18 protein-coding genes are annotated in these 23,485 nt (G+C 72.6%); 8 read left to right on the top strand and 10 right to left on the bottom strand.

Annotated features, from left to right (window positions below; all coding sequences use genetic code 11):
* Positions 1 to 52: 52 nt before the first annotated feature.
* The 4 genes from FM076_RS02305 to FM076_RS02290 all read right to left on the bottom strand — a co-directional run bounded on the left by FM076_RS02305 (position 53) and on the right by FM076_RS02290 (position 4,842).
* Positions 53 to 1,018, bottom strand: coding sequence for an ABC transporter permease (locus tag FM076_RS02305; RefSeq protein ID WP_173868278.1), 966 nt, complete (start codon positions 1,016 to 1,018; stop codon positions 53 to 55).
* Positions 1,011 to 2,573 (bottom strand): sugar ABC transporter ATP-binding protein, encoded by a 1,563-nt coding sequence (locus tag FM076_RS02300; RefSeq protein WP_173868277.1) that lies wholly within the window; start codon positions 2,571 to 2,573, stop codon positions 1,011 to 1,013. The genes FM076_RS02305 and FM076_RS02300 overlap by 8 nt, the downstream gene beginning before the upstream one ends.
* Positions 2,573 to 3,655, bottom strand: a complete 1,083-nt coding sequence (locus FM076_RS02295; protein ID WP_173868276.1) for an ABC transporter substrate-binding protein — start codon at positions 3,653 to 3,655, stop codon at positions 2,573 to 2,575. The genes FM076_RS02300 and FM076_RS02295 overlap by 1 nt, the downstream gene beginning before the upstream one ends.
* A gap of 161 nt (positions 3,656 to 3,816) precedes the next feature.
* The gene (locus FM076_RS02290) at positions 3,817 to 4,842 is read right to left on the bottom strand and encodes a substrate-binding domain-containing protein (protein WP_173868275.1); all 1,026 of its coding nucleotides are present in this window, start codon (positions 4,840 to 4,842) and stop codon (positions 3,817 to 3,819) included.
* A gap of 331 nt (positions 4,843 to 5,173) precedes the next feature.
* Here FM076_RS02290 and FM076_RS02285 point away from each other — a divergent pair, with 331 nt between their 5' ends.
* Complete coding sequence (locus tag FM076_RS02285; RefSeq protein WP_173868274.1) at positions 5,174 to 7,804, top strand: PA14 domain-containing protein; 2,631 nt, start codon at positions 5,174 to 5,176, stop codon at positions 7,802 to 7,804.
* 166 nt (positions 7,805 to 7,970) lie between these two features.
* On the opposite strand, the gene FM076_RS02280 is transcribed toward FM076_RS02285, so the two are convergent.
* A complete protein-coding gene (locus FM076_RS02280) occupies positions 7,971 to 8,591 on the bottom strand; it encodes an L-threonylcarbamoyladenylate synthase (protein ID WP_173868273.1) in 621 nt (206 codons plus the stop codon).
* A gap of 196 nt (positions 8,592 to 8,787) precedes the next feature.
* Between FM076_RS02280 and FM076_RS02275 the strand changes: the two genes are divergently transcribed.
* The 3 genes from FM076_RS02275 to FM076_RS02265 all read left to right on the top strand — a co-directional run bounded on the left by FM076_RS02275 (position 8,788) and on the right by FM076_RS02265 (position 11,478).
* Positions 8,788 to 9,741 (top strand): LysR family transcriptional regulator, encoded by a 954-nt coding sequence (locus FM076_RS02275; protein WP_173868272.1) that lies wholly within the window; start codon positions 8,788 to 8,790, stop codon positions 9,739 to 9,741.
* Positions 9,738 to 10,640, top strand: coding sequence for a serine hydrolase (locus FM076_RS02270; protein ID WP_173868271.1), 903 nt, complete (start codon positions 9,738 to 9,740; stop codon positions 10,638 to 10,640). The genes FM076_RS02275 and FM076_RS02270 overlap by 4 nt, the downstream gene beginning before the upstream one ends.
* A gap of 136 nt (positions 10,641 to 10,776) precedes the next feature.
* Positions 10,777 to 11,478, top strand: coding sequence for an aspartate/glutamate racemase family protein (locus FM076_RS02265; RefSeq protein WP_173868270.1), 702 nt, complete (start codon positions 10,777 to 10,779; stop codon positions 11,476 to 11,478).
* A gap of 67 nt (positions 11,479 to 11,545) precedes the next feature.
* Here FM076_RS02265 and FM076_RS02260 read toward each other — a convergent pair whose 3' ends face one another.
* The 3 genes from FM076_RS02260 to FM076_RS02250 all read right to left on the bottom strand — a co-directional run bounded on the left by FM076_RS02260 (position 11,546) and on the right by FM076_RS02250 (position 15,346).
* Positions 11,546 to 12,589 carry a polyprenyl synthetase family protein gene (locus FM076_RS02260; RefSeq protein ID WP_173868269.1) on the bottom strand — a complete coding sequence of 348 codons (1,044 nt, stop codon included), beginning with the start codon at positions 12,587 to 12,589 and terminating at the stop codon, positions 11,546 to 11,548.
* Between the two features lie 124 nt (positions 12,590 to 12,713).
* Positions 12,714 to 14,225, bottom strand: a complete 1,512-nt coding sequence (locus FM076_RS02255) for an MFS transporter (RefSeq protein ID WP_173868268.1) — start codon at positions 14,223 to 14,225, stop codon at positions 12,714 to 12,716.
* Positions 14,226 to 14,890: 665 nt separating this feature from the next.
* Positions 14,891 to 15,346: a DUF6098 family protein gene (locus tag FM076_RS02250; protein ID WP_173868267.1), complete on the bottom strand. Its 456-nt coding sequence runs from the start codon at positions 15,344 to 15,346 to the stop codon at positions 14,891 to 14,893.
* A gap of 287 nt (positions 15,347 to 15,633) precedes the next feature.
* On the opposite strand from FM076_RS02250, the gene FM076_RS02245 reads away from it, so the two are divergent.
* Positions 15,634 to 16,194, top strand: a complete 561-nt coding sequence (locus tag FM076_RS02245; protein WP_173868266.1) for a hypothetical protein — start codon at positions 15,634 to 15,636, stop codon at positions 16,192 to 16,194.
* A 221-nt stretch (positions 16,195 to 16,415) separates the two neighbouring features.
* Here the strand turns inward: FM076_RS02245 and FM076_RS02240 are convergent, their stop codons facing one another.
* Positions 16,416 to 19,340, bottom strand: coding sequence for a penicillin acylase family protein (locus FM076_RS02240; protein WP_173868265.1), 2,925 nt, complete (start codon positions 19,338 to 19,340; stop codon positions 16,416 to 16,418).
* 326 nt (positions 19,341 to 19,666) lie between these two features.
* On the opposite strand from FM076_RS02240, the gene FM076_RS02235 reads away from it, so the two are divergent.
* Positions 19,667 to 20,290 carry a TetR/AcrR family transcriptional regulator gene (locus tag FM076_RS02235; RefSeq protein ID WP_173868264.1) on the top strand — a complete coding sequence of 208 codons (624 nt, stop codon included), beginning with the start codon at positions 19,667 to 19,669 and terminating at the stop codon, positions 20,288 to 20,290.
* Between the two features lie 51 nt (positions 20,291 to 20,341).
* On the opposite strand, the gene FM076_RS02230 is transcribed toward FM076_RS02235, so the two are convergent.
* The gene (locus FM076_RS02230; RefSeq protein WP_173868263.1) at positions 20,342 to 21,067 is read right to left on the bottom strand and encodes a hypothetical protein; all 726 of its coding nucleotides are present in this window, start codon (positions 21,065 to 21,067) and stop codon (positions 20,342 to 20,344) included.
* A gap of 258 nt (positions 21,068 to 21,325) precedes the next feature.
* On the opposite strand from FM076_RS02230, the gene FM076_RS02225 reads away from it, so the two are divergent.
* Together FM076_RS02225 and FM076_RS02220 are read left to right on the top strand one after the other, a co-directional pair.
* Positions 21,326 to 22,984: a catalase gene (locus tag FM076_RS02225; protein ID WP_173868262.1), complete on the top strand. Its 1,659-nt coding sequence runs from the start codon at positions 21,326 to 21,328 to the stop codon at positions 22,982 to 22,984.
* 178 nt (positions 22,985 to 23,162) lie between these two features.
* Complete coding sequence (locus tag FM076_RS02220; RefSeq protein ID WP_173868261.1) at positions 23,163 to 23,468, top strand: hypothetical protein; 306 nt, start codon at positions 23,163 to 23,165, stop codon at positions 23,466 to 23,468.
* Positions 23,469 to 23,485: the final 17 nt, after the last annotated feature.

Here is a 23,485-nt window from a genome sequence, read left to right as displayed (position 1 = left end):
GCCGCGCCCTGTGGCGGCGGGCCGGGCGAGCGCTCGGTCGTACGCGTCGCGCTCACTGCTTCCCCCTCCCGCGTGCCGCGCAGACCGCGAGCACGATGACGACGGCCTGGGCGATCTGCGTCCAGGAGGGCGGCAGATCGTGTTTGACGAGCGTGGCCGTCAGCAGCTGGATCAGGACGGCGCCCGCGACCGTTCCACTGATCCGCACCTTTCCGCCGCTGAGCGGCGTACCGCCCACGACCACCGCCGTGATCGCGGACAGCTCCATCAGGGTCCCCAGCGAGGTCGGGTCGCTGGCCTGCAGCCGGGCGGTGGCCAGGTACCCGGCGAGCGCGGCCAGCGCGCCGGAGACGGCGTACACGCAGAGCAGCACGCGCCGCACCGGCAGCCCCGCGAGCCGGGCCGCCGGGCGGCTGTCACCGATCGCGAGGAGCTGGCGCCCGAAAGTGGTGCGCCGCACGGTGAAGGCGACCAGCACCACCAGGGCCAGCGCGATCAGCGCCGGGTAGGGGATCCCGAGCAGGTCTCCGGAACCGAGCGAGCGCAGCGCGGGGTTGCGGACGTCCTCCAGCTGCGGCACCAGCACCAGGGCGAGCCCCCGGCCACCGACCATCAGCGCCAGCGTCGCCACGATGGGCTGCACCCCGACGACGGCGATCAGCGAGCCGTTGACGAGCCCCACCAGCACCCCGCCGGCCACCGCGGCCAGCAGCGCCGTCACCGGCCCGTAGCCCAGGTAGAGCGCGACCAGTGAGGTCGAGAGCGCCATCACCGAGCCGACCGACAGGTCGATGCCCTCCGAACCGATGGCCAGCGCCATGCCGAGCGCGACGATCAGCGTCGGCGCGACCTGTACGGCCTGGGTGCGGAAGTTCTCTGCGGACAGGAAGTGCTCGGTGAAGGCGACGTTGAAGACGAGCAGCACCGCGAGGCCCGCGTAGACGCCGTAGGACCGCAGCCAGGCGGTGGGGGCCGTCCGGTCGGCCCCTGCCCCGCGGTGGACCGCTGCCTCAGCCATGCGGCGCCTCCTCGTTCGGCGGGATGCCGGGGCGGGGGCCGTCGTGCTCCGCCGCCGCGGCGATGGTCTCCATCAGCCGGTCCTCGGTCACCTCGGTCCCGGACAGCTCGCCGACCACGGCGCCGTCCCGCAGGACCACCACCCGGTCGGAGCCCGCCACCAGTTCCTCCAGGTCGGAGGAGATCAGCACCACGCCGAGGCCGTCGCGGGCGAGTTCGTCGACGAGTTTCTGCACCTCGGCCTTGGCGCCGACGTCGATGCCGCGGGTGGGCTCGTCCAGCAGCAGTACCTTCGGCGCGGTGGCCAGCCACCGCGCGAGCAGCACCTTCTGCTGGTTGCCGCCCGACAGTTCGCCCGCCTTCTGCCGGGGCGAGGACGCCTTGATGCGCAGGCGTTCGATGAAGGTGTCCACGAGCGCGTCGATGCGCGCCTCGGAGACCAGCCCGGCCCGGGAGAGCCGGGGGAGGATCGCGAGCGCGATGTTCTCGCGTACCGACAGGCCGGGAACGATGCCCTCGGTCTTGCGGTCCTCGGGCAGCAGGGAGACGCCCGCCCGGATGGCGGCCGGCGGCGATCCGGTGCGCAGCGGGGCACCGGCCACCAGTACCCGGCCGGAACCGAGGGGGAGGGCGCCGGAGACCGCCTTGACGGTCTCGCTGCGGCCCGAGCCCAACAGCCCGCCGAGCCCCACCACTTCACCCGGCCGCACCTGGAAGGAGACCCGGCGCAGCTGGTGGGGGACGGTCAGCTCCTCGGCGCGCAGCACCGGCTCGCGCGCGGTGGCCGCGTGCTCCCCGCCGAACCTGGTGGTGCCCTCGGCCCGCACCTCGCCGGCCTCCCGGCCCAGCATCAGCGAGACCAGCCGCAGCCGCTCCAGTTCCCGCAGCGGCCCGGTGTGCACACGGCGGCCGTCGCGCAGCACGGTGACCGTGTCGCACACGGCGTACAGCTCGTCCAGCCGGTGGCTGACGTAGACGACGGCCACGCCCTCCTCCCGCAGAGCGCGGATGACGCCGAACAGCGTCTCCACCTCGCGGGGCTCCAGCGAGGAAGTTGGCTCGTCCATGATCACCACGCGGGCCGCCACGGAGACCGCGCGGGCCAGCGCCACCATCTGCTGGGCCCCGACGCCGAGTTCGCCCAGCGGGCGGCGCACATCCGCGCTGACGCCGTAACCGCGCAGCAGTTCGGCGGCCTCGCGGTGCATCCGGGAGAAGTCGATCAGTCCCAGGCGGCCGCGCGGCTCCCGGCCGAGGTAGAGGTTGCGGGCCACGCTCATCAGCGGGACGAGGTTGACCTCCTGGTAGATGGTGGAGATCCCGGCCCGCTGGGCGGCCATCGGGGTGTCGAAGGTGACGGGTTCGCCGTCCCGGCGCAGCTCTCCCTCATCGGGGCGGTGGACCCCGGTGAGCACTTTGATCAGCGTCGACTTGCCCGCGCCGTTCTCCCCGACCAGCGCGTGCACCTCGCCGGGCGAGACGGCGAAGTCCACCTCGTCCAGGGCCAGCACGCCGGGGAAGCGCTTGGTCAGCCGGCGGACGGACAGGGCCTCCATCAGTAGGCCTTGTTCAGGTCCCGCTCGGCGTTGGCGGGAGTGTAGGCGCTGTCCTTGATGACGATGTCCTGACCGACCTTCTCACCCCGGGTGAAGTCCTCCAGGGTCTGGAAGGCGAGCGGTCCGAAGCGTGGATTGGACTCGATGACGGCGTGGATCCACGTGTCGACCACGCCCCGCACCGCGTTGCGGGTGCCGTCCACCGTCACGATCTTCACCTCGCCGGGTTTCTTCCCCGCGCCCTTGAGCGCGTTGACCGCGCCGAGGCCCATCTCGTCGTTCTCCGCGTAGACGGCGTCGATTCCCGGCTCGGACTGGATGAGCTGCTCGGTGACCTGCTGGCCCTTCTCCCGCGAGAACTCACCCGTCTGCTGGAAGACGACCCGCAGACCGGGCGCCTTCTTCTTGATCCGCTCCCGGAAACCCTTGGTGCGTTCGGTGGTGACGTTGTTGCCGGGCGTGCCGAGCAGAATGGCGACCTCGCCCTTGCCGCCCGTCGCCTTGATCACCTGGTCCGCCGCGCGGCGCCCCTGGGCCACGAAGTCCGAGCCGATGAAGCTCACGAAGTCCTTGCAGGGCCTGGCGTTGATCTTGCGGTCGATGGTGACGATGGGAATCTTCTTGTCGGCGGCCCGCTGGAGGACCGGCTCCCAGCCGTCGGAGTTCAGCGGCGCGATGACCAGCAGATCGGCGCCCTTGGCGATGAGGTCCTGCACATCGCTGATCTGCTTGGAGAACTGCGACTGCGCGTTGGCCGTCAGCAGTTCCACCCCCCGTTTCTTCGCCTCGGCCTTGAGGGAGGCGGTCTCCGCGATACGGAAGGGATTGGCTTCCTTCTCCGACTGGGAGAAGCCGACCGTCGCGTCGTCGAGATCCAGTTTCTTTCCGCCGTACCGGGCGAGGGTGCAGGTTTTCGCGCCCTTGGCGGGTTCGGCGGCCACCTGTCCGCTGTTCTCCCGGGCGTTCGCCGATTCCGGTTTCGTGCCGTCGGCGTCGTCCTCGGACTTGGCGCAGGCGAGGGAAAGGGTGAGAGTGGTGAGGAGCGCTGTCGTCGCCGTGAGGCGTCTTGCGAGCGGCTTCATGCCGGTGGTTTTACATCGTTGGAACGGCACGTGTAAATACTCGGTACGTCAACTGCCCCGTGCATACGCGAAGTTCGGTGGGGCCTCGCTCCCCGCGTCCCGCACGGGCGGTCGGGGCCCGTACGGGACATGTCCGCGTGGGCCCGGGGCGGCCCCGGGGCTCACCGGGGTGCGCGGCCCAGCGTGCTCTCCCTCTCCAGCAGGGTGAAGTGCGGCTGGAGCTGCCGGGGCCGCCCCGGGGCGGCCAGCTCCCCCGACAGCCGGCCGACCAGCGACTCGACGGCCAGCCGGGCTATCGCCTGCTTGTCGGGGGCGACGGTCGTGAGGGTCACCATTCCGTACCGCCCCTCCGTCAGATCGTCGAACCCGACCACCGCCACGTCCTCCGGTACCCGCAGCCCCCGCTCGGCCATCACCCGCATGGCACCGATGGCGACCAGGTCGTTGTAGGCGAAGACCGCGTCCGGGCGCTGCCCGTCGTCCAGCAGGGCGGCCATCGCGGCGGCGCCGTCGGCCCGGTCCCAGCCCTCCACCCGCGCCACCAGCGCCTCGTCGGCGGCGACCCCGGAGGCGGCCAGCTCCGCCTGCCAGCCCAGCAGCCGCAGATGGGCGGGCTGGCTGGGGCGGTCGCGGCGGGCCCCGAGGAAGGCGATCCGGCGGCGGCCGAGGTCGAGCAGATGACGCACGGCGGCACGGGCCGCGGCGATGTTGTCGATCGCGATGTGGTCGTAGGGCAGGTCGTAGCGCCGCTCGCCGATGAGCACCAGCGGCGCGTCGTCGGTACGGGCCGCCAGGTCCTCTGCCTCCAGTTCGAGCGGGTTGAGGATCAGCCCGTCGATGACCCGGGTGCTGAAGCCCTGGGCGACCAGCAGTTCGCGCTCCCGGCGGCCCTGGGTGTGGTCGAGCAGGACGGTGTAGTCGTGCTCGGCGGCGGCGTCGATGACCGCGCCCGCCAGCTCCGCGAAGTAGGGGTTGCCCAGTTCGGGGACGGCCAGGGCGATGATGCCGGTGCGGCCTTTGCGCAGGTGACGGGCGGTCAGGTTGGGCCGGTAGCCCAGTGTGTCGATGGCCCGCTGCACCTTCTGCCGGGTGGCCGGGGTGACGTGCTGGTAGTTGTTCACCACATTGGAGACCGTCTTGATCGAAACACCCGCGTGTTCCGCCACGTCCTTGAGACTCACCCTCACCTGGGCCCCATTTCCTGTGTCCTTGTGTCCGTCACGCACCCTGGACAGGCTCCGACGACGCGTGCTGTCATGCCAACTGCCCTTGTTTCCAACGTTATACAAAACGTCGGACGCCCACAGACCAACACCGGACCCAACCCCTGGGTCCGAACACCTGGGCCCGGACACCTGAGCCCAACACGTGGGCCCAGGACCGGACCAGGGGCAGGACCGCGACCGGTCCTGCCCCTGGATCCGGAGAACGGCCCGCACCCGAGCCCCGGCACCGGCCCGACGGCCGGTCCCGGGCGGAGTCGCATCCACACACAGCAGACCTCATCCGGAGGCCCCCGTGAGACGCGCACACCCCTGGCCGGCGGCGCTCACCGCCGCTTTCGCCCTCCTCGCCCTGCTCGCCGCCGCACTCGGCTCCTCGCCCCCGGCCGCCGCCGCCCAGCCGGACCCGCCCGCGGTGCACGGCCTCAAGGGCGAGTACTGGACGCAGTCGGCCCCCGGCGCCTACGACTTCGGCACCCTGAAGGCCACCGCCTTCGACCCCGGGCTCGACTTCGACGATCTGGAACCCCGGCTGGGGGAACGCGCCGGCCGGTCCGACCACGTCAGCGTCCGCTGGACCGGCAAGCTCACCCCCGACAAGAGCGGGGAACACACCTTCCACATCATCGGTGACAACGGCTTCCGCCTGTGGGTCGGCGGCAAGCTCGTCATCGACCACTGGGTCGCCGACTGGGACCGGGAACAGCACTCGGCGCCCGTCGACCTGACGGCCGGCACCGCCTATGACGTGAAGGTCGAGTACTTCGAGGAGGTGGGCGGCTCCAACCTCCACGTGCGCTGGACGCCGCCCGGCGGGCAGAAGACCGCCGTGCCCCGCTCCGCCCTCACCCTGCCCGACGGTTTCGCGTACGACGGGCCGGCCGAGGCCCACGTCCTCGCCTCCGGCCGCACCCTCCAGCTCCGCTTCCCGCGGCCGCTCGACGCACCGCCCGCCGGACTGCGCGACCACCTCCAGGCGGTCATCGGCGGCGCCGAGTGGCCGCTGGGCACGCCCCGGCGCGCCGCGGAGGACCCGTACGCGCTGCTCGTCCCGCTCACCGAACCCGTCGTCGGCCGGGGCGGCACCGCCGAGATCCGCTACGACGGCGAAGGCGGGCTGACCGGCGCCGACGGCACGGCGGTCGGCGGCTTCTGGACCAGCGGCGACAACCGCTCCGAGCACCAGCTCACGACACGCTGGGCCAGGCAGGTCGGCCCCGGCAACGCCCTGCCCGCGTACCCGCGGCCCCAGCTGAAGCGCGAGAGGTGGCGGAACCTGAACGGCACCTGGCAGTTCGCCGGTGCCGAGCGGGGCGAGCAGCCGCCGGTCGGCACCCGCAAGCGGCTCGAGGAGAAGATCCTGGTGCCCTACCCGGTCGAGTCCCGGCTCTCCGGTGTGGAGCGGCACGAGGAACGCATGTGGTACAAGCGGACGTTCACCGTGCCCCGGGACTGGAAGGTCGGCTCCCGCGCCGCGGGCAAGCGGCTGCACCTCAACTTCGACGCCGTCGACTGGCAGGCCACGGTCTACGTCAACGGGAGACGCGTCGCGACCCACAAGGGCGGCTACGACCGCTTCACCGTCGATGTGACCGACGCGCTGAGGGCCGGTGGCCGCCAGGAGCTGGTCGTCGGCGTCTGGGACCCGACCGACGCGGCGGACGGCCCCAATCCACCCGTCGGCAAGCAGCGGCTGAGCCCGGAGGGCATCTGGTACACCCCCTCGTCCGGGATCTGGCAGACGGTGTGGATGGAACCGGTGGCCGCCGACCACACCACGGAGGTGAAGACCACCCCCGACATCTCGGGCGAGAAGGTCGCGGTCACGGCCCGCGGCGTCCGCGACGGGGTGCCCGTCACCGCCGTGGTCCGCGACGGCCGCAAGAAGGTCGGACGGGCCACGGGCCACGGCAGCGAGCCGTTCGACGTGCCCGTACCCGACCCGCACCTGTGGTCACCCGACGACCCGCACCTCTACACCGTCGAGCTGCGGGTCGGCCAGGGGCGCTCGGCCGACACCGTCGAGAGCTACTTCGGCATGCGGCAGGTCGGCGTGGAGACGGTCGACGGCAAGCGGCGCATCGTGCTCAACGGGAAGCCGGTCTTCTCCATGGCCACCCTCGACCAGGGCTTCTGGCCCGACGGCCTCTACACGGCCCCCACGGACGAGGCCCTCGCCTTCGATCTGAAGGAGCACAAGCGGATGGGCTTCAACTCCGTGCGCAAGCACATCAAGGTGGAGCCCGACCGCTGGTTCTACCACGCGGACAGGCTCGGCCTGCTCGTGTGGCAGGACATGCCCTCCATGCGGTCCGACCGCAGGCCCGACAGCGCGGCGCGGGCGCAGTACGAGCACGAGATGAAGCAGATGATCCGGCAGCACGACAGCCACCCGTCGGTGGTCATGTGGGTCACCTTCAACGAGGGCTGGGGCCAGTACGACCAGGCACGGATCGCGGACTATGCCAAGGGCCTCGACCCGACCCGCCTCGTCAACAACATGAGCGGCCACAACTGCTGCGGCGCCGTGGACGGCGGCAACGGCGACGTGTCCGACGCGCACGGCTACCCCAGCGCGCAACTGCCCCGGGCGGACGGGAAGCGGGCGCTGGTCAGCGGCGAGTACGGCGGCCTCGGGCTCGCCGTGCCGGGGCACGCCTGGCCGGTACGGCACACCTACGTCGGGGTGGAGAAGGACAGGTACACCGACGAGTACCTCGCCAAGCTGGGCGAGGTGGAACGGTACGCCGCATGTGACGGCAGCAGCGGGGCCGTCTACACCCAGATCACCGACCTGGAGGGCGAACTGAACGGCCTGCTCACCTACGACCGCGAGGTGGTGAAGCCCGACGTGGACCGGCTGAGGGCGGCCCACAGGAAGCTGATCGAGGGCGCCGCCGACGGCACCCTCACCTGCGACCGGTAGCCGGCCGCCGGCCCCGGACGCCGCCGGCTCCCCCGCACCGCGCGGAGGCGGGGGAGCCGGACCCCGGCGGGCGGCGGCCCCGCCGGGCCGACGGTCCTCCGGGGCGCCTCAGCCCCTGGCACCGGAACACGCCCCGCCCCGGTCCCGGAACAGACCCCGGTCCCGGTCACAGGAACCGCGTCACGTCACCCGCTCCCCGCCGCACGATCTCGGGCTCGTCACCGGAGAAGTCCACCACCGTGGTCGGCTCGGTGCCGCAGTCGCCCGAGTCGACGACGGCGTCCACCACGTGGTCGAGCCGTTCCTTGATCTCCCAGCCCTGCGTCAGCGGATCCTCCTCGTCCGGCAGCAGCAGCGTGCTGGACAGCAGCGGTTCGCCCAGTTCGGCCAGCAGCGCCTGGGTGACGACATGATCCGGAATGCGGACCCCGACCGTCTTCTTCTTGGGGTGCAGCAGTTTGCGCGGCACTTCCTTCGTCGCCGGGAGGATGAAGGTGTAGCGGCCGGGCGTCGCCGCCTTGACCGCGCGGAACACGTCGTTGTCCACGTGCACGAACTGGCCGAGCTGGGCGAAGTTCTGGCACACCAGGGTGAAGTGGTGCCGCTCGTCCAGGTTGCGGATGGACCGGATGCGGGCCACGCCGTCGTGACTGCCCAGCCGGCATCCCAGAGCGAAGCACGAGTCGGTCGGGTACGCGATGAGCGCGTCCGCCCGCACACTGTCGGCCACGGTACGGATGGTGCGCGGTTGCGGGTTCTCGGGGTGGACGTCGAAGTACTTTGCCATCCGTCGAGCCTATGCGCCCGCCGGCCGCGCGGGAGAAACCCGGCCCCGGTCCGGCCCCACCGGTCCGGCAGCCCCGGCACGTCGCCCGCCAGCCCGCCATGCCGGACACGTCCGGTCCACCGGCACCCATGCGCGACCGGTCCACCGGCTCCCATGCGCGATCAGCACCGGTCCACCGGGCCCGTAGAGTGACAGCGTGGATCTTGTGGGTGCCTGCCGCGCGTTCGTGTACGTGAGCGAACGCGGCAGTTTCACGCTCGGTGCCGCCGCCGCGCACATGTCGCAGTCGGTGGCGAGCCGCCGCGTCGCCGCCCTGGAGCGGCACCTGGGCGAGCGGCTGTTCGAGCGCAGCTCCCGCCAGGCGCGGCTGACACCCTTCGGCCGCGAGCTGCTGCCCGCCGCCCGGCAGCTGATGACGGCCGCGGAGGAACTGGAGCACGAGGCGGAGACCGCCCGCCGCAGGCCCGTCCGGCTGGCCCTCCCCGAAACCTGCCCCGCGCCCGGCCTCGCCCGCCTCGTGGCCGCGGCCCGCGCCCAGGGCATCGCCCTGGAGGTGCGTACCGCCGCCCCCGCTGCCCGTCCGCACCTCGTCCGCTCCCAGCAGGTGCGGGCCGCGGTCGTCACCGTGCCGCCCGACCAGGCGCGCTGGTCCGTGCCGCTCGGGCTCGCCGGGGTCGCACCGCCGCGGGCCCGGCGCGTCTACCTGGAGACACTGCGCCCCCGGCGCACCGACCAGGGCCCGCCCCGCCGCGTCTGGCTCCAGCCCGAGGACGACGTCCCGCACGTCAGGGACCGGGTCGTGCGGGTGCGCGACGCCGTCGGGCTGCGCCCCGCACAGCTGGCGGTGGCGACGAGCCTCGCCCAGGCAGCCTCCGAGGTGTTCACCTCGGAGGACCTGCTGCTGTGCACGCCGCTCCAGGCCCGGGAGTTCGGCCTGCACTGGCGCCCGGTGGGGGAGCTGCGGCTGGAGCGGACCTTCGGCCTGCTGGCCGTCGAGGAAGGCGACGCCGAACGTCTCGGAACCCGCCTGGGCGGGGCTCTCGCGGAGTGCCTGGGCGCGGCCGGTGCGGCCGGTGCGGCCGGGGATGCCGGGGAGGACGGGGATGCCGGGGAAGACGGCGTGCCGGTGAGGGGAGAGAGGAAGACGTGACCGCCGACCGCCTGCTGCGCGAGCTGCGCCGGACCCTGCGGGAGGGAGGACTGCGCGGCTCCTTCCTGGTGCGTGACCTGCGCTCCGGCGAAGAGCTGGGCATCGACCCGGACACCGAGCTGCCCGTGGCCTCCCTCGTCAAGATCCCCCTCGCACTCGCCACGCTCGACCGCGTCCGGCGCGGCGAACTCGACGGGGCGCAGACGCTGGAGGTGCAACCGGGCCGCGAGACCAGGCCCGGCCCCACCGGGCTGACCCGCTTCCGGCACCCCGCCCGGGTCGCCCTCGACGACCTGCTCTACCTGAGCACCTCGCTCAGCGACAACGTCGCCGCGAACGCCCTGTTCGGCCTCACGCCGCCCGCCGACGTGGACGCGCTGCCGCGGAAGCTGGGCCTGCGGGGCATCACGGTCCGCCACGCCCTGGGCGAACTGACCGACGCCCCCCTCGAAGACCTCCCGCCCGAGGCCGCGCACCTGGCGCACTCCCTCGCCATCGCCGCCGGCACCAGCGGCCACGGCCACCGTCTGCCGCAGCTGGACGTCTCGCGCACCAACACCGGTACCGCCCGCGCCTTCACCGATCTGCTGGAGGCCCTCTGGACACCCTCGGCCGTCCCCTCCGAGGTGGCCGCGCGGATACGGTCCCTCATGGCCGACAATGTCATGCGCCAGCGGCTGGCACCCGACTTCAGCTCCGACACGGCCACCTGGGCGTCGAAGACGGGAACACTGGTGAACCTGCGCCACGAGGTCGGGGTCGTGGAACACGAGGACGGGGACGTCTTCGCCGTCGCGGCCCTCACCGAGTCCCTCGTTCCCGCCGCCAGCCAGCCGGGAGCCGAGGCGCTGATGGGCCAGGTCGCCCGCGAACTGCGCGACCAGCTGCGGCACGCCTGACCGGGAACGCCATCAGGTTCACTTATGGATAAGCCCAGAAAATCTTGAATTGCTTTGAGGTCGGTTCTGTCGCACGCTCTTGCCACCAGGAAGCGGCGCGGAACAGCGCACGCACGAGGCGGGCGGAAGAGGGGCCATGAGGACGATCGGGCTGATCGGCGGGATGAGCTGGGAATCGACGGCGGAGTACTACCGGATGCTCAACGAGCTGACCCGGTCCCGGCTCGGCGGACTGCACTCGGCCCCGTGCGTGCTGTACTCCGTCGATTTCGCGGAGGTCGAGCGGCTACAGGTCCAGGGGCGCTGGGAGGAGGCCGGCGAACTGCTGGCCGCCGCCGCCCGGTCGCTGCAGAGCGCGGGCGTCGACATGGTGCTCTTGTGCACCAACACCATGCACAAGGTCGCCGCGCACATCGAGGCCGCCGTCTCGGTTCCCCTGCTGCACCTGGCCGACACCACCGCCCAAGCGGTGCGCGCCGCCGGGCTGCGCCGTATCGGACTGCTGGGGACCGCGTTCACGATGGAACAGGACTTCTACCGCGGCCGCCTGGAGGCGGCCGGCCTCGATGTGCGAGTCCCCGGCGCGGAGGGACGCGCCCTCGTGCACAAGGTGATCTACGAAGAGCTGTGCGCGGGCATCGTGCGCGAGGACTCACGCGCCGCCTACCAGCGGGTCATCGGGGAGCTCGTCGCCCAGGGAGCCGAAGGGGTGATCCTGGGCTGTACCGAGATCGAACTCCTCATCGGCCCGGAGCACAGCCCGGTCCCGGTCTTCCCCACCGCCCGGCTGCACGCGGAGGCCGCCGTCGACGCGGCGCTGGCCGGACACCCTTCCTGACGACGGCGACCCCGCGGCCCCCTCTTTCCCGAACCGGCACCGGCCCCGCCCACCGTCCGGACGCGGGTCACGGCCGCCGGTCGTCGGGCCCTGGGGGCAGGAAGTGCGTCTCCGCGTGGACGCGGGAGCCGAGCGCGGTTCCGAAGGGGCAGTCGGGAGCGAGGGTGCCGAGCAGCTCGTACGCCTCGTCGCGCAGGCCGGCCAGGCGCGCGTGGTACGCACGCAGCACGGTCGGCTCGGTCATCATCGACCGCAGTTCCGCACGGCTGGCCTGAGAGACCGGCGCCTGGCGCAGCAGGGCCAGGGCCCGCTCCCGGCGCCGGCCGGTCAGGGTGCTCAGCAGGTGGACCAGCAGATAGGTGGGCGTCTGGTTGCGCAGGTCCTCGCCAGGGCCCCCGTGCAGGTCGTCCTCGTCGTTGCGGAACTGCGCCAGCAGGCCGAGGGTCTGGCCGAAGCGCCGCCAGCCGGCGATCCGTTCGGCGGCCCCCCGGCTGGGGTGTCCGGTGCCGATGGCGAGCCGTGCGGCCATGGCGCAGGCCATCGCGTAGATCGCCCCGCTCTTGTCCCGGTAGACGGCCAGCACGTCGCGCGGGCCGGAGCTGTCGGGCCGGGTGAGCAGGTCTCCGAGCTGGCCGTTGCTGGCGGTGGTCCAACCGTCCAGATACGTCCTGGTCAGGTCCTCGCGGACGGGGCCGGGAGCCTCCATGGCGGCCAGCGCCCGCAGCGGCAGCGCGTAACCGCACTCCAGCGCCGCCGTCAGCACGACGCCGCCGGGCATCCCGTACAGGCGGGGCCGGCCGTGGTCGTCGGCGAGGTCGTCGAAGGCGTTGGCGGCGCGCCACCACAGCGCGTGCACGGCGGCGACCGGAACGGCCGGGGCCGGGTCGCCGGTCATGGAGGCGTGCACCAGCAGCGGCAGGGACAGCTCATGCGGCGAGGCCCTGCCCTCCGCGACGAGCCGGCCGAGCGGCTCCCGCAGATGCGCCTGTCCGGGGAGGTACGCGTCGAGGAGTCCGGCGACGTACCGGCGTACCAGCGGGAAGACGCGGGTCAGTCGCTCCTCCGCGACGGGGGAGCGGGGCGGTGCGGGGGACTGCGTGGCGGGGGGCAAGAGGTGCCTCCGTTGTCGGGTGACAGGGAATCGCGGAGCGGACCGGATACCGGCCGTCCGCGGGCGGCGGCCCGGCGTCGGGCGGGCCGCGACGACGTCCGCCGCACAGGGCGGCGACGCGGCGTCAGGGTCTGGCGGCGCGGGGGAGGGCGGCGGTGGTGTCCGGCGTGCGTGCGGCGGGCCGGATGCCCCGTGCCCACAGACCACCGGCGGCGGTGGTGACGGCGATCGCCGCGGCGGTCGCCGCGAACGCGGTGGAGAAACCGCTGCCCGAGTCCAGGAGCGCGAAGAAGACGGCACCGAGAGCGCAGACGCCCAGCGCCGCGCCGAGCTGCTGCACCGTGGCGACCACTCCCGAGGCGGCACCGGCGATGTCCTCCGGCACGTGGCGCAGCGTGGCCGTCAGCACCGGCCCGACGAACAGCCCCAGTCCCGCGCCGGCCACCCCCAGCGAGCACATCAGCGTCCCCGCCCCGAGGCCCGCGGCGCTCACCGCGCAGCCGAGATACCCGGTGGCGGCGAGCCCGGCCGCACCGCACAGCAGCCACGGCTGGGGCACCCGCCGGACTCTGGGCACCAGGAGGGAGGCGAGCGCGAACGCGGCGGCCGTCGGCACCATCCCCACGCCGGTCATCAGGGGTGACCAGCCCAGCCCCTGTCGGAGCAGCAGACCGAGGGTGAGGATGAAGGCGCCGAGGCCGCCGTTGACCACGGCCACCACGGCGAGCCCCCGGCCGAACCCGGGGCAGCGCAGCAGGGCCGGGGGCAGCAGCGGATCGCCCCCGCGCGCGTGCACCGCACGTTCGTACCTGAGGAAGCGCAGCGCGACCGGGACCGAGGCGGCGAGCAGGGGAAGGGACCACGGCCCCGGACCGGAGTGGCCGCCGAGCAGCACAGGGCCGATGAGCAGTCCGAGAGCGAGCGCGGCCAGACCCGTCCCGGGCAGGTCCAGCCGGGCGCGGGTGCGCGAGGCGCCACGGGCACGCGGGGTGTCCGCCGCGTCCCGGGCGGGGCCCGGCGCGTCCGTTTCCCGGGCGGGGCCCGGCGCTCCGGCCGGGGTGTGGGAGGCGGAGCCTGAGGTGCCGGCGGCCCACGGCAGCGCGGCCAGCGCCGCCACTCCCACCGGTACGTTCACCAGGAAGACCGAACGCCAGCCCAGGCCCGCCGGATCGGCGGTCAGCAGCCATCCGCCGAACAGCTGCCCGCACACGGCGCCGAGCCCCATCACGCCGCCGGTCAGTGCCAGGGCCCTGCGCCTGCCCGCGCCGGTGAACAGCGTCTGGGCCGACCGGTACACCTGCGGCACCAGCAGCGCCGTGCCCAGCCCCTGGGCCAGCCGGAACGCCACCAGCAGCCCGGCGGACGGGGAGAGCGCGCAGCCCACCGAGGAGGCGGTGAACAGCACCATGCCGGTACGGAAGGTGCGCAGCGTGCCGGTGTGGTCGCCCAGCCGTCCGCCCGCGATCAGCCCCAGCCCGTACACCAACTGGTAGCCCGCGAGGACGAGTTGCTGCTGGCCCTCGCCGGCGCCGAGGCTCCGGCGGATCTCGGGCATGGCCACGACCACGATGAACACATCGAGGTTCGCCAGGAACACGCCGGACAACAGCACGACCAGAACCATCCATCGTCGCACCGCGCCCTCCGTCCACTCTCCTTGCCACTACTGTAAGCGATGAGTCGCTACCCTGGGCAATCGCATGCAAGTGCCCCCGTACGCCCGGGACTTCCCGGATCGCACGCCGCGGCGCGGGCGAAACCCCGCGATCGCGGCTGGTCCGTGCCGCCTGGGCGGCCCGGCGGCTCGGGAGCGGCCCACTCGGGTGCGGCGCCCGGCGAACTCGCGGGCGTCCAGCGGTGGTTACACGTCGTGTCCACGGTCCACTCGGTGCCGCGGAGCACCTTCATGCCGCCGGGCAGCAGCCTGCCGCCGTCGGCCCGCAGCACGATGCCGGGGCCGAGGACGGCCGCAGGCCCTCGAGGTCGCCTCCGCGCGCGGCCGTCAGGAAGGCGTCCACCGCACGGTGTTGGGCGACCGGATCCGGGTCGGGTGCGGGTGCGGTGCTCCGGACGCGGAGGCGGGCCCGGCTGGCGCGCTTGTGGGTGGCGACGGGCGTGCGGCCGGTGACCCGGGCGATCCCGTCGAAGGGCCGGCCGGACAGACCGCGCAGCACGAAGGCCGGCCGTTCCGCCGGGCGCGGCGAGTCCAGCACCGCCAGCAGTGCCGGCCCGGCCGCGTCGCACGGCAGCGCCTGCCGCTCCGGGCCGGTCTCCCCGGGGCCGTGCCCGGACGGGTACGCCTCAGGGCGTGTTCTCGCCCCGGTGCAGAGGACCCCAGCGGCCCGGCTGGCGAGTGATGACGGCGGTTGCCTGGGTGAGCACCTGGGGCCCGATCCAGCCGAGCGGTTCCACGTGCCGGACCAGCGGCTCGTTGTCGGGGCCGCGTCCCCGCTCCTGTCCGGCCAGCACCCACGGGCGGGCGCGCGGGTCCTTGACCCGGGGGAGGTGGGAGTAGTCGTAGAGCCGGCGCGCCACCCACACGTGGACGGGGCGGTCCTCCCACCACTCCTCGACGTCGAGCGGGCTGGCGGACAGCCCCGGCATCGCGGCACCCGTCAGGTCGTCCATGCTGGAGGACCGCTCCAGATCGACGGCGGGGCCCCGTGACCAGCGCACGTACAGATGGCTGCGGCGGGTGACCAGCCGGGTGAGCGCGTCCAGCGTGGTGAAGACCGGCATGGGCTGGCTCGCGTCCATGGACGACTCCCGTCACTCACCGGCGCGGCTGCCACGCGCACGGACCGCCCTCGATGTCACCGTCCGCACACGCGCACCTCCCGCACGTCACTCGCTGCCCGCTCCTCGAGCGCCTCACGCACCGGGGTTTCCCCACCGCAGCAAAGCAATCACAGCAGAGGCGGGACGCCGACGACGCGGTGAGTTCCCTTGCGCGGCAGGGGTTCCGCACCGGCGGCCGCCCAGTAGGCTGGCCGCGGAGCGCGCCGCGACGCGCCACGACAGTGCTCCGAGGAGACGCGAGGGGGATGAACGCCATGCCCGGCGGGACCACGGCAGGACACCGCCGAGGTGGGGCGGGCCGCACCGTGCCGGCTGCCCTCTGCGCGGTGGCCGCTCTCTGCGCGATGGCCGTCGCGGGATGCGGCGGCTCGGACGCCGGAACCGGCGACGGCGACTCCTCGGCCCCCCACCCGGCCAAGAGAGCGTCGTCCTCCTCGCCCCGCCCCTCTCCCTCGGTGACGGCCGCCGACGGGAGCGACCCGCGGGCGTGTTCCGACGGGAACTGCGAGATCGCGGTGTCCGAACCGGTGACCGTCCGCTTCGAGATCGCGGGCCGCTCCGCGAAGCTGTCCCTGAGCGAGGTCGGCAGGAACAAGGTCGCCTACAAGGTGACGTCGGGCAGCAGCAGGACCAGCGGCGAGGCCGGCGGTGAGGGCAGCGGCTGTGTCGCCGTCTTCCGCAGCGGCGGCAGCAGCAGTTCGTGCGGCGCGGCGGGCGAGGAGCCGCCCGAGAAGGTGGACGGCGCGGTCGTGCTCCAGGTGGCATCCGGGCCGGACGGTACCGCGGTCCTCCGGCTCGTCTCGTGACCGGCCACCGGGCCCGGCCGGTCGCTCCGGCCGGCACCCCCCGGCCGCCCCGGCCTCTCCGTAAGGTGCACCCGTACCGGCCACCGGGAGGGCGGCCCTGCCGGTGACCGGCGGCGGCACAGGGCCGAGGGGGTACCGGACGGGCCGGTACCCCCTCGCCGCCGCGCTCGCGGCGGGTCCTCCCGTCGCCACCCCACCGGTGGGAGGGGAACCGCGTCATCTCACCGGTGGGAGGGGAACTGCACCACCTGCTGGTAGGTCGGCCGGTTCTGCCAGCTGGTCAGAGCGTGGGTGATGCCGCCGAGGGGGCGCTGCTGGACGGCGTCGGCGCACCACTGGTCGCCGGCCTCGCACACGTCGTCGCCCGGGTAGGTCTTCGCGGCCGGGGTCCGCGCCGCCTCGGCGAGCGTGCTCAGCAGGGTGCGGCGGCACTGCGCGACATCGCCCGCCCCGCAGAACTTCCGGGGCGCGGCGCCCGGCACCTTCTCGCCGAGCACGTTGCGCAGGTCCTTGTGCACGTACGACCACCATCCCTGCTGGAAGGCCGACCCCTTGTGGCCCACCCCGTCGCCGGGGGTGGAGGGCGTCTCGTCGATCTGGAGCGCGCGGGTGAGGGCGTCGTACAGGTCCGTTCCGAGGTTCGGGCGGAACTCGTCCTCGACCAGCAGCGGCCACCAGGCGTCCATGAGGCGGATCGCGTCGGCATGGGCGTAGGTCCTGCTGCCCGGACCGGTCTGCTTGCGCTTCGCGCCGTCGTCCAGCCAGCTGCGCAGGCTGTCGACGGCCTCCTTCTGGCCGGGGTCGGTGACCTTCTCCGTGCCGATGACCTTCAGCAGCAGGGGCAGTACGGCCTCGCCGCGCAGGTCGGTGACCGCGGCGTCCTCCATGGCCCGGGTCAGTGAGGCGCGGGAGACCTTCTTGCCGTCGCTGATCAGGGACTTGATCCTCTCGTCGAGCAGGTTGCTGCGGTAGACGGGCCCGTTCCCGAAGCCGGCCACCGTGTACCCCTTGGCTATCTTGTTGTTCCAGGACTCGTAGTAGTCCTGGCCGATGTCGTGGGGGTGCGCGGCGAACGGCGTGTTGGGGACGGTGTTGGTCTCCGGGTCCCAGCCTTGCCACTCGGTCCCCTCGTTCGCCCGGATCGGCAGGTTGGGGTCGACGTCCGGGCGGCGGGTCGGGTTGAGGCCGGAGTTGTAGTAGGCCGTGTGCCGTGCGTCGGCGTAGAACCAGTTGAAGGTGTAGCCGATCCGGGAGGCCGCCTTCTGGAAGCTCTCCGGGCCGGTGACCGCGTCCGGGTCGTTGAACATCTGGAAGCCGATCAGCGTGTCGACCTCGTGGTGGTACGTGGAGCGCAGCGCGGTGTAGGCGACGGGCTTGCCGTCGATCGTGGCCCGGTAGCGGACCACCCCGTACTTGGTGCGGTGCGCGACCAGCTTGTACGAGCCCGCCCTGGTGCCGTCGGCGAGGGTGGGCCGCCAGGCGTTCTCGCGGACCAGCTTCTCCATGGGCGTGCACCTGCCGTGGAACACGTACGCGGTGGAGTCCTTCGTCGCCGGGCTGCCGTCGGTGTTGCACAGGTCCACGGCGTAGGTGTCGGTCATGTTCTGGTTCGCCGAGGTGGCGCTCCAGGCGTAGTCCTGTCCCCGGCCCAGCTGCACATACATGTTGAGCCCGGCGAAGGCGGCGCCGCGTGCGCTCAGCCCGGGCCCCTGGATCTCCTGGAGCATGAGCAGCTGCGGCGCGAAGTAGCCGGTCTGCGGGCCGAAGACGGCCACCGGGTTGCCGGTGTCGGTGTGCTTGCCGGACACCACCAGTGCGTTCGACATGCCGTGCTTGCGCGCGAACAGGTCCTTGGGCAGCACGCCGCCGGACAGCGCGCCCTTGGCCTTCGCCAGTTCCGGCCGGTGCCTCAGGTTGGCGCCGGAGGTGGCCGACCGGTCCCGCGCGGACTCGGCCGCGGCCCCGGTGCCGGAGCCCTTTTCGCCCGTGCCGGCCGCCCGCTTCGCCGCCTTCCCCCGAGCGGCCGACCCTGTCGGGTCGTACACCACCTGCTGCTCGCTCACCGAGCCCGGGTCGGGCAGGGCCACCCCGCGCGGATTCCCGGGGCTCGCCGCGTAGTCGAACCGCTGGCCGTCGTGGAGCGTGAGATCGGCCTCCGGGTCGTTCTGCATCCGGAACGCCCGGTAGACCTTCTCGCCCTCCTCCTTGCCGTACTTGCGCTCGGCGGCCTGCTTGACCAGTGCGGCGGCCACCTGGTCGCCGCCGCCGGAGCCGAACAGGGCGCTGATGACCGTGCCGATGGCCACCAGGTCAGTGGCCTTGAACGGCTCGATCCCCTCGCCGGTGAGGATGTCGGCGTTCCCCGTCAGGTCGTACTCGCCGGGGAAGTACAGCCCCTTCTTCGCATCGTCGATGTAGCGGTTGAGGCCCTTCAGATAGGCGGTGACGTCCTCGTACGCCTGCTGTCCGCGCGGCCCGGAGTCCCTCACCCGGTCCACCTGCGCCCGCAGCTCGCTCTCCTTGTAGGCGCCGCCCAGGTAGAACTGCTGCTCCAGCTGGCGGTTGCCCTCCGCGCCGCCCGCGAAGGAGGTCAGCTCGCCCCGCCCTATGTGCCGGAACACATCCATCATCCACAGCCGGTCCTGGCCTGCCGCGTACCCGGCGCCGTACTCGGTGCCGAAGCGGGTCGTGCCCTTGATGTGCGGGATCCCGGACCTGTCCCGGGTGATGGTGACGTCCGCGCGGCCGCCCGGGTTCTTCCTGCTCTCCGCCTGGCCCTCGGGCACACCGAAGGAGGCGTCGTTGAAGAAGGTGCTGAGCTTGCCGTTGGTCAGCCCCGCGTAGTTGTCCACCAGATCGGCGTACTTGCCCAACTGGTCGTCGCTGTGCTTGGGCTTGGCGCCGGTGATCTTGTTGAGGATGATCTGCGCCGCGGTGGCCGAGCCGTTCTCGCCGGGCGGCAGGACGTCGTGGCACTGGCCCCGGCAGTGGTCGGTCACCTCGCCGGACGAGCCGGCCGCCTGCCCGGACGCGGCGGCGGGACGCTCCCGCGCGGCGGGGGCGGCGGGGGCGGCGAGCGCGAGTGAGGGCGCCGCGGTCACCACCAGACAGGCTGACGTGACGAGGCCGGTCCATCGTTGTCGCATCTGGCGCTCCTTCAGGCGGTCGCTGCTCGACGGGCTCGCCGCGGAAACCGGCCTCCCGGGTCCTGACCGGCACAGCTTGCCGCCACGGCATGAACAGGTCAATCGTCCTGGACGCTTGACCTGAAAGCTGTCCTGACGCAACCTCGGACCGCTGCCTGTGTCCGCGTCCGCCGCCGTAGGCGTCGGGCGTCGACCCGCGAAACCGTGAGCATCCCGGCGTGCGGGACCTGCCCGGCGCCCGCCGCCCGTACTCTCCCCCTCGCCTTCACCGGGTCTTCACCGCCCATCGGTGACGGCCGGGGCGGCCCGCACCCGAGGAGCACCCCATGGAACGGCTGCCGTCGTCGGAACGGCGCAGACAACTGGTCGAGGCGGCGATCCGGGTGATGACCCGCGACGGTGCCGGGAAGGCCACCACCCGCTCCATCTGCACCGAGGCGGGCGTCTCGCTCAGCGTCTTCCACTACTGCTTCGCCTCGAAGCAGGAACTGATCGAGAACGTCATGGAGACCATCACCGCGCACTCCGCGACACCGGTCGCCGCGCGCATCCACCCGGCGGCCGGCGTACGCGAGAACGTCCGCACCGCCCTGCACACCTACTGGGCGCATGTGCTCGCCCACCCGGACGAGCACATGCTGACCTACGAACTGACCCAGTACGCCTTGCGCCGGCCCGGTTTCGGCTACCTGGCCAGGCGCCAGTACGAGCAGTACGCCGCTGCCAGCCGGGAACTCCTCGACCGCCTGTGCACGGACCTCGGCCTCGAACTCCTCGTCCCCGCCGAGACCCTGGTGCGCTACCTGGCGTCCGCGATCGACGGCCTCACCCTCAACTACCTCGTCCTCGGCGACGGGCAGGACGCCGCCGCCGTCCTGGACACACTGGCCGCCCATGTGGTCGGCCTGGTACGGCGCAAGGATCCCGGCGAGGGGACCGCCGGTGACTGAGGCCGTCCGCCGGTGACTGAGGCCGCACGGGGGCACTCCGGCGGGGGTGCCTCAGCCGGGCAGCTTGGCGAGCTGGGCGCGGACCACCTCGGGTGCCGGCTTCGTCCTGTCCGGCTCGACGAGATTGGTGCCGAAGAAAACGGCGAGCGTGCCGCCGGAGCGGATCACGGTGAAGGTCAGGGGCACGGTCTCGCCGTCCATCGTGCTCTTCAGCCGGTAGGACACCCCCTCGTCGCCCTGCGCGGGGTCCGGCAGCGCGGCGAGGCCCCGGTAGGAACCCACCTCGTCCTTGAAGCCGTCACCGCACTTCTCCACGGCGGTCCGGAGGGCCGCGACGATCCTCGCCGCGTCCGCCGCCTCGTGGCCCATCAGCCCCACGGACGTGACCAGGCCGTCCTCCCGGCTGGTCGTGACGGCCCCGCGGGACTTCGGCGCGGGGACCGAGGTGTGCGCGGCCATGTGCACCAGCGGCGAGCACACCGCCGGTCTCGCGCCGCCCGCCGCCAGCGCGAGCTTCGCCTCCGCCTCGTCCCCCGGCAGGGGCTCGACATCGACCCCCTTGACGTCCCCCTCGCGCAAGAGCGCCTTCTTCAGCGCCGCCCTGCCGAGCGGGGCCTGCGACGGGGGAGCGGCCTGGGAGGTGCTCCTGCCGTCACGCTTCCCGGGGGGACCGTCCTTCTCGGAGGAGTCGTCGGACGAGCACCCCGCCAGGACCGCCGTGGCGGCGAGGGAGAAAGCGGCCGCCGTGACGGCGGTCCTGCGCAGCTGGTGGGTCACGATGGTGGTCCTTCCGGCAAGACACCCGACCGGTTCGGGTATCCAGGTGACCCCGCCGCGGGCCCGGAGGTTGCCCCGCGGCCCCCTCCCGATCACAACGGTCCGGTATCGGCGGCGCCACCCACCCCGGTGCCGGAGCGATTGCACTGAAGAGGTGAGTGTCCGCGCCAATGCCGTCCGAACGGGTACTCGTGTTCATCCGAGTCCAACCCCCGGCGCGGACCGAGCGCCTTCGAGTGGCGAAGGAAACCGAGAGCAGTGACAGACGTAGCAAGCCAGGGCCCCACACCCGGCGACGACCGCCCGGTGCTCACCAACCGGCAGGGACACAAGGTCTACGACAACCAGAACCAGCGGACCGTCGGCGCGCGCGGACCGGCCACGCTGGAGAACTACCAGTTCCTGGAGAAGATCAGCCACTTCGACCGGGAGCGCATCCCCGAGCGGGTCGTCCACGCCCGCGGCGTCACCGCCTACGGCTACTTCGAGAGCTACGGACAGTGGGGCAACGAGCCCATCGGCCGCTACACCCGGGCGAAGCTGTTCCAGGAGCGGGGCAAGCGCACCGATGTGGCCGTACGGTTCTCCACCGTCATCGGCGGCCGGGACTCCTCCGAGGCGGCCCGCGACCCGCGCGGGTTCGCCGTGAAGTTCTACACCGAGGACGGCAACTGGGATCTGGTCGGCAACAACCTGGGCGTCTTCTTCATCCGGGACGCCATCAAGTTCCCCGACGTCATCCACGCCCTCAAGCCCGACCCGGTCTCGCACGAGCAGAAGCCGGCCCGGATCTTCGACTTCATGTCGCAGACCCCCGAGTCGATGCACATGCTCGTCAACCTCTTCAGCCCGCGTGGCATCCCCGCCGACTACCGGCACATGCAGGGCTTCGGTGTGAACACCTACAAGTGGGTGAACAGCGAGGGGAAGACCGTCCTGGTCAAGTACCACTGGATGCCCAGGCAGGGGGTACGCAGCATGACCGAGGAGGACGCGGCGGCCGTCCAGGCGCAGGACCTGGGGCATGCGACGAAGGACCTGTACGAGGCGATCCGGCGCGGCGACCACCCCGAGTGGGAACTGCTCGTCCAGATGATGGACGACCACGAGCATCCCGAACTGGACTTCGACCCGCTGGACGACACGAAGACGTGGCCGGAGCAGGACTTCCCGCCCAAGCGGGTGGGCCGCCTGGTCCTGGACCGCACGGTCGGCAACTACTTCGCCGAGAACGAGCAGGTCGCCTTCGGCACCGGTGTTCTGGTCGACGGCCTGGACTTCTCCGACGACAAGATGCTCGTCGGGCGGACCTTCTCCTACAGCGACACCCAGCGCTACCGGGTGGGTCCGAACTACCTCCAGCTCCCGGTCAACCGCGCCAAGAACGCCACGGTGCACACCAACCAGCGCGACGGTCTGATGACCTACGAGCAGGACCCGCACGGCGGCGACCCGGAGGTCAACTACGAGCCGTCGATCACCGGGGGACTGCACGAGGCCCAGTACCCGACCTCCGACGACGAGGGGCCGGAGATCCGGGGGCGGGTGACCCGCAAACGCATCCCGCGCACCAACGACTACCTCCAGGCGGGCCAGCGCTACCGCCTCATGGAGGACTGGGAGCGCGACGACCTGGTGAAGAACTTCGTCACCCTCATCTCCCAGGCCGACCGTGCCGTCCAGGAGCGGATGGTGTGGCACTTCCTGCTGGTCGAGAACGACCTCGGCCTGCGGGTCGGGGAGGGGCTCGGCATCGGCCCGCGGGACGTCGCCCACCTCGAACCGCTGGCCGGCCAGAGCCTGACCGACGAGGACCGTGAGCGGCTCGCCAACCTCGGCGACAACCCCCCGAGGGACGTCACCGGTCTCACCATGACCCACTGCGTCCCCGACGAGAGGCACGTCGTCACCCGCTGAGGGGCCGGCCCACGGGCCGCACCGACGGGCCGCGCCCACGGCTCGACGCGGAGGGCCGGCGACCACCGCCGGCCCTCCGGCCACCGCGCCGGATGCGGGAACGCGGAAACGCGGGAACGCGGGGACACGGGAACGCGGGGACACGGGGACACGGGAACGCGAGGAGGCGCGAGCACACATGGCAGCATCGAAGCGCTACGCGGTCGCGGCATCCGGCAGGTGGGTGGACGAGGAGGACGGCCGCCGTCTGCCCGCGGGCGAGGTGCACGCCTGGGAACAGGGCCTCAACCAGACCGTCTGCGGCCTCTCACTCAGCCGCTCCCAGCTGGTGCGGTTCCCCCACATCGGGTGGCCGGACATCTTCCCCGACTCCGGCGGAGCCGCGGACCGCGTACAGCGGGTCTGCCCCCGCTGCGCGTCGGTCGCGGGCCGCCGGGGCGCCGACGCCCGCCCCCGCTGGCACCGCACCGACCCCCGGCCGTGACCGGGCCGCCGCGCGCC

It is taken from the genome of Streptomyces albus subsp. chlorinus, assembly GCF_013302895.1.
GTDB lineage: Bacteria > Actinomycetota > Actinomycetes > Streptomycetales > Streptomycetaceae > Streptomyces > Streptomyces chlorinus.
This window is presented reverse-complemented; position numbering and strand designations above follow the sequence as displayed.